Source organism: Streptomyces rubellus (genome assembly GCF_036323805.1).
Lineage (GTDB): Bacteria > Actinomycetota > Actinomycetes > Streptomycetales > Streptomycetaceae > Streptomyces.
Window position 1 is genome coordinate 142,238 of record NZ_JAZDCX010000017.1, and the last position, 6,132, is coordinate 148,369.

The 6,132-nt window shown below is 74.1% G+C and carries 7 protein-coding genes; 1 reads left to right on the top strand and 6 read right to left on the bottom strand.

Annotated features, from left to right (window positions below):
- The first annotated feature begins 359 nt into the window (after nucleotides 1-359).
- On the top strand, nucleotides 360-1,346 hold the full coding sequence (locus V1L54_RS20515; RefSeq protein WP_330119524.1) for a helix-turn-helix transcriptional regulator: 987 nt from the start codon (nucleotides 360-362) through the stop codon (nucleotides 1,344-1,346).
- 227 nt (nucleotides 1,347-1,573) lie between these two features.
- Here V1L54_RS20515 and V1L54_RS20520 read toward each other — a convergent pair whose 3' ends face one another.
- From V1L54_RS20520 to grpE, 6 genes are all read right to left on the bottom strand, one after another.
- The gene (locus tag V1L54_RS20520; protein WP_100202556.1) at nucleotides 1,574-1,849 is read right to left on the bottom strand and encodes a hypothetical protein; all 276 of its coding nucleotides are present in this window, start codon (nucleotides 1,847-1,849) and stop codon (nucleotides 1,574-1,576) included.
- Nucleotides 1,850-2,162: 313 nt separating this feature from the next.
- Nucleotides 2,163-2,378 carry a hypothetical protein gene (locus V1L54_RS20525; RefSeq protein WP_330119525.1) on the bottom strand — a complete coding sequence of 72 codons (216 nt, stop codon included), beginning with the start codon at nucleotides 2,376-2,378 and terminating at the stop codon, nucleotides 2,163-2,165.
- Between the two features lie 187 nt (nucleotides 2,379-2,565).
- Complete coding sequence (locus V1L54_RS20530) at nucleotides 2,566-3,429, bottom strand: trypsin-like serine peptidase (RefSeq protein ID WP_330119526.1); 864 nt, start codon at nucleotides 3,427-3,429, stop codon at nucleotides 2,566-2,568.
- A 150-nt stretch (nucleotides 3,430-3,579) separates the two neighbouring features.
- Entirely contained in the window at nucleotides 3,580-4,062 is a 483-nt protein-coding gene (locus V1L54_RS20535) for a heat shock protein transcriptional repressor HspR (RefSeq protein WP_330119527.1), read from the bottom strand.
- 5 nt (nucleotides 4,063-4,067) lie between these two features.
- On the bottom strand, nucleotides 4,068-5,249 hold the full coding sequence (dnaJ, locus tag V1L54_RS20540; RefSeq protein ID WP_330119528.1) for a molecular chaperone DnaJ: 1,182 nt from the start codon (nucleotides 5,247-5,249) through the stop codon (nucleotides 4,068-4,070).
- 33 nt (nucleotides 5,250-5,282) lie between these two features.
- On the bottom strand, nucleotides 5,283-6,005 hold the full coding sequence (gene grpE, locus V1L54_RS20545) for a nucleotide exchange factor GrpE (protein WP_330119529.1): 723 nt from the start codon (nucleotides 6,003-6,005) through the stop codon (nucleotides 5,283-5,285).
- Nucleotides 6,006-6,132 lie beyond the last annotated feature (127 nt).

A 6,132-nucleotide genomic window follows, 5' to 3' on the forward strand; every position in this document is an offset into this window, starting at 1 on the left:
CTCAAGACCGGAACGGGAGGGCGGACGGCAGGGTTTCCGCCGTCCGGCCCCTGGTTCCCGGGGCCGCTCCCGTGCGGCCGGCCCACTCCCGATCAGTTCCACCGGTTTCCGCACGGCCCGGGCGGGAGAAAACGCTCACGTACGGACCGGAACGTTCTGCATCGTGCACACACGCCCCTCTCACACACCGGACACCTTCTCCTCGCCATGGTCACGTCCCCGGGGTCTGCCCCTACGCTGTTTGTTCCGGGGACCTTTCCGGAACGCTCCGGCCGCTGTTCGCCGCGGTGCTCACCCACCCGGTGGACTCCACCGCGGCCCATCACACAGCGGGGGGACGAGTTGTGGGTACGAACGCGATGTCCGTGCTGGGGATCTCCGCCGAGGAGGAGGAGACCTACCGGCACTTCCTGCGGCACCCCGGCACCCCGGCCGACGACATCCACCTGCGCATCCACACCGACCAGGACACCGCCCGGCGCTGTCTGGACCGGCTGCTGGAGCTGGGCCTGCTCAGACACGAGCCCGACTCCGGCAGCATCGTCCCCGCCGATCCGGAGACCGCCGTCACCCGGCTGACGGACCTGCGGCTGCGCGAGCTGTACGAGGAGCTCCAGCAGGTCACCCGGTCCCGGCACATCGTCGACGCGCTGCTGGCCGAGCAGGGGCCCCGGGCCGCCGCCCAGCAGGGCGTGGAGCAGCTCGGGGACCTGCGGCGGATCCGCAGCCGCATCGACGACCTGGCCTTCTTCGCCCGGGACGAGATCCTCTCCGTCGAGCCGTACACCGAGCTGTCCCCCGCCAACATCGACCACGCCCGGCCGCTGGACATGCGCTGCCTGCGCCGGGGGGTGCGCATCCGCAGCGTCGTGCTGCGCAAGGCCCTCGACCACCGGCCCACCCGGGACTACCTGCGGGAGCTGGTCTCCCACGGTGCCGAGGTACGGGTCGCCGAGGACGTCTCGGAGCGCATCCTGGTCTACGACCGCCGCACCGCCCTGGTGCCCCTGGACCCGGCCGACACCTCGCGCGGCGCGCTGCTGGCCCACGAGAGCGGGCTCGTCGCCAACATCATCGCGCTGTTCGACAAGATCTGGGACCAGGCCGAGGACCTGCTGTCCGTGGTGGGCGAGGCCGGCCGGGACCGGGAGGAGTACGTGCCGAGCGGGGTCGAGCGGCGCGTGCTCGACCTGATGGTCTCCGTCGGCAAGGACGAGGTCGGCGCCCGCGAGCTGGGCGTGTCGGTGCGCACCTACCGGCGCCACGTGGCCGATCTGATGCGCGTCCTGGGCGCCGCCAGCCGGGCGCAGGCCGCCCTGCTCGCCCGGGAGCGCGGCTGGATCTGACCCGGGTCCGGGTCCGGCCGGTCCCGGGCCCGGACAGGCGGGGCGCGGACGGACGAAGCGGGGGCACGCACGGGGCGGAGACAGCGACGAGCCGCCGCCCACCCGGGGGGTGGCGGGCGACGGCTCGTACGGCGGGTCCGGCCAGGGACCCGCCCGCCGGCCCCGGTGAAGCAGGGGCCCGTGGGGGGAGGGAAAGGGCTTGTAGGGGTTCGCGGGAGGTGGCCGGATCACCCCTCCGCGTGCCAGCCGCGCAGCGCCCGGTCCGCCAGCACCCGGTGGACGGTGCCGCGTATCGCGGCATGGCCTCCGGTGCCCTCCAGGCGGATCAGCAGCCGCACCCGGTCCTGCTCCACCCGCGGGGCACAGGACCAGTGCGACGGGAGCAGGCCCAGCAGCCGTACCGCGGTGGTCGCCGCGCCGGGGGCCGTGGTGTCGTCCCGCACGGCGACGACCTCGACGTACTCCCCGGCGTACTCGCGGGTCTGCTCGGATCGGTTGTCCACCGGGCCGCCTCCCGCAGGGAGTGGGGCGCCGCACCGGCCGTCACCAGCCCCCCGGTCGGCGGGACCGTGCGGACGTCCGGGTCGAACTCGGACGAGTGGTTGCCGGGCGGCGGACAGGTACTCCCGGATGCGCCGGTACTCCACCGACGCCTCACCGCGGCACCCCGGGGCCGGTTCCGGTCCGGGCGCGTCCGGCGCCGCGGCCGGCTGCGCGGTCGGTGTGATCGGCGTGGTCGGCGTGGTCGGCTGCAGGGTCACGGAGTCCTGTCCTTCCGCGGTGTTCAGCGGCCCGGTGAGCTGGAACCGCATCCCCTCACTGCCAGCCGTTCACCTGGTCGGTGAGGACCGCGTCCCCGCTCTCGGAGGCCGTGGCCGAGACCTGCTGGGAGAGGTGCTGCGGCGACGACGGGGGCACCTCGGGGGAGGACGCCGCCGCAGCACCGGCGGTTGCCGAGAAGGCGATCACGGATACTCCGGCGACCACAACACCGCGCAGCAGGCGGGTGGCGCTGCTGAGAGTTCCTGCCACTGGGCTGAAGATGTCGCGCACGTCCATGACTTCCCCATGTAATCGCTGGGTTTTCTTCCGGCACCGAAGAAGATGCCAGGGCTCGGGGAACGAGGGTAGGTGAAGCGCTGTCAGCATGCTGCACGGAGTGCCGCAGCTTCATGTCACCGTGTCCCCGCGGCGGCCGGTCCACCCGCCCGCCGCCGGCTCACCGGGAGGGCGCCGGTACGCGGCCCGCCGCCGCCAGCAGCCGCCGGGCCTCGGCGGGGAAGGGACGGCCGAGCACCCGCCCGCGGTCGTCGCCCACCGACACCACGGCGACGACCGTGCCGGACTGGCTGCGCGGGTCGTAGTCCCGCAGCCACGGCCCGCCGCTGGACCCCCGGGTCAGGTCGCAGGACTCCATCAGCAGCCCGCCGGTGTTCGGCGGCCGGGTGTCCCGCGTGGTCAGCAGGGTGGGGAAACCCGTGCAGTGGCCGAGCGTCTCGCCGTCGTACGGCCCGGTGGCCGGATAGCCCAGGGCCACGGTCCGTTCCCCGGGATCGACGGGGGCGAAGTCGAGCCGGTTGGCCCCGACGTGCTCCTGCAGGGTCCGCCCGTCCTTCTTCTCGACGGTCAGGAAGGCGTAGTCGTACGGCAGGGCCTCCGGCAGACGCCCGCGCCGCCAGTCGGGCGCCAGCTGCACGGACGTCACCTGCCAGCCGGAGCGCACCACGCTTCCGGTGCCGTGGCGGTGGTAGCCGGGGACGAACCAGGCGCGCTCCCAGCGGGGCTCACCGGGGTTGTGGACACAGTGCGCGGCGGTGACCACGACGCTGCCGTTGGGCGCGTCCACGACGGCACCGGAGCAGGTGAGCAGCCGGCCGCCGGGGTAGGTGCCGATGAGTTTCCCCACCGTCCGGACGGCGCCGTGCGGCCAGGGTGCCTGCACGGCGGACGCCGCGCGGCCGGCGGCGGGCGTGCCGGGGAGGGCGGGACCGGTCCGGGGACCGGCCGGCGGCGCGGCACCCAGCAGCGCCGCCGAGGTGGCGACGGTGACGACTGCGGCTATGACGGCACGTATCTTGTCCATGCCCTCACGCTGCGCCCGCCGGTATCGGCGGGCCATCCGCACACCGCCGTCCGGGTGCCGCGGCACACCCGGCCGGGTGACCCTCCGAACGGCCGCACGGGCGACCCCCGTCCGGGGGTACGCGGGGATCTGCGAAGGGGCCCGCGCGGGTCAGTCCGCGGCGCGGTGGGGCCGCCAGACCACCAGGGCGCTGGACTGCTGGACGTCCTGGTAGGGGACCAGGTCGCGGCGGTACGAGGCGTGCACCTGGGCCTCGCGCTGGCGCATGGCCACCGCCGCCCCCTCCAGGGCCTGCTGGAGCTCGACCACCTTCGACTGGAGCGCCGCGACCTGGTTCTCCAGTTCGATGATGCGCTTGATGCCCGCCAGGTTGATGCCCTCGTCCTGCGACAGCCGCTGCACCTGGCGCAGCAGCTGGATGTCCCGCGCCGAGTAGCGCCGGCCGCGGCCGGCGGTGCGGTCGGGCGAGACCAGACCGAGCCGGTCGTACTGCCGGAGCGTCTGCGGGTGCAGCCCGGAGAGCTGCGCGGCGACCGAGATGACGTAGACCGGCGAGTCGTCCGTCAGCTCGTACGGGTTGCCGCGCACGCGTCCCGGACCCTGGCCCTGTCGTCCCCGGCCGTAGCCGTCCATATCGGTCAGTCTCCCTTCGCGGCCTTGAACAGCGCCGCCCGCGGGTCCTCGCCCGCAGTGGCGTCACGGTAGGACTCCAGCAGATCCCGTGCCTTGTCGCTCAGCCCTTTCGGGACCGCCACCTCTATGGTGACCAACAAGTCGCCCCGGGTGCCATCCTTGCGCACCGCCCCTTTGCCGCGGGCGCGCATGGTCCGGCCGCCGGGCGTACCGGCCGGGAGTCTGAGCGTGACCGGCGGCCCGCCCAGCGTCGGCACCTTGATCTCGCCGCCGAGCGCGGCCTCCGGGAAGGTGACGGGCACGGTGACCGTCAGGTTGTCGCCCCGGCGGCCGAACACCGGATGCGGCTCGACGTGCACCACCACGTAGAGGTCTCCGTTGGGCCCGCCGCGCTCGCCCGGCGCGCCCTTGCCCCGCAGCCGGATGCGCTGGCCGTCGGCCACCCCGGCGGGGATGCGCACCTGCATCGTGCGGGAGCTGGTGGCCCGGCCGCTGCCCTTGCAGACCTCGCACGGGTCCTGGGCGATCAGGCCGCGCCCCTTGCAGTCCACACACGGGTCGGTGAGCGAGAAGCCGCCCCCGCCGCCGCGGCTGACCTGCCCGGTGCCCACGCAGGTGGGGCAGACCCGGGGGGTGCCGTGCTTGTCGCCGGTGCCCGAGCACGCCTTGCACGCCGCCGAGCTGGACATCCGCAGCGGGACCGTCGCCCCGTGCACCGCCTCGGTGAAGCTGAGCGTCACCTCGGACTCGATGTCCTGGCCGCGGCGCGGCTGGGTGCGGGTGCCCGTGCCGCCCCGGTTGAACAGCCCGCCGAGGACGTCGCCGAAACCGCCGCCGAAGCCGCCCGCGGCGCCGCCCCCGCCCTGCGGGGCCCCTCCGAAGAGGTCGTTCAGGTCGAAGTTGAAGCCGCCGGGGCCGCCCGCTCCCGGGCCGGGGCGGAAGCCGCCGGCGCCGAAGAGCGCGCGTGCCTCGTCGTACTCCTTGCGGCGCTTGGGGTCGCCCAGGACGTCATGCGCCTCGGAGACCTCCTTGAAGCGCTCCTCGGCCCTGGTGTCGCCCTTGTTGGCGTCCGGGTGGTACTCGCGGGCGAGCTTCCGGTACGCCTTCTTGATCTCCGCCTCGGTGGCGTCCTTCGGGACGCCGAGGACCTTGTAGTAGTCCTTCTCGACGAAGTCCTTCGTGCTCATCCCCGGCGTCCCTCCTCTCGGTCCTGCACCGCGTCAGCCCTGCTCCGGGCCACCGCTCTCCTCATCCGCCGCCGTGTCCGCCTGCCGTTCCCCGTCCGACTGCGCCGACTGCGCCGGCTGCGCGCCGGGCTGGGGCTCGGCGACCCCGACCCGGGCCGGCCGGATCGTGCGCTCGCCGATGCGATACCCGGGCTGCAGGATCTGCACGCACGTCGTCTCCGTCACATCGGGCGAGTACGAGTGCATCAGCGCCTCGTGCACCGTCGGGTCGAAGGGCTCGCCCTCCTTGCCGAACTGCTGCAGGCCCATCTTGGCCACCACGGTCTCCAGCGACTCGGCCACCGACTTGAAGCCGCCGACCAGTTCGCCGTGGTCCCGGGCGCGCCCGATGTCGTCGAGCACCGGCAGCAGCTCGGTGAGCGCGTTGGCGACCGCGATCTCCCGGACCGCGATCCGGTCCCGCTCGACCCGGCGGCGGTAGTTGGAGAACTCCGCCTGGAGCCGCTGCAGGTCCTGGGTGCGCTCGTGCAGCGCGGTACGGGTCTGGTCGAGCTGGGCTGTCAGTGCCACCACCGCGCTGTCGTCCGCCGTCCGGTCCTCCGGCCCCGCCTCCTCGGCGGGTCCGGAGGACGGCGCCGCGGCGCCGTCGGGCTGCCCGGCCTGCTCGGCCGGACCGTCCTGCGCCTGCTGACCGTGCTGCGTCTGCTCGGTGGGGAGGTCGGGCTCCTGCTCAAAGCCCGGAGTCTCCTCCGTCACGCCGCACCACCCTTGCCCTTGTCCTTGTCGTCGTCGACGATCTCCGCGTCGACGACGTCGTCCTCGCCGCCGCCGGCCTGCGCGCCGCCGCCGGCCTGCGCGCCGCCCGCGGTCTGCTGCTGGGCCT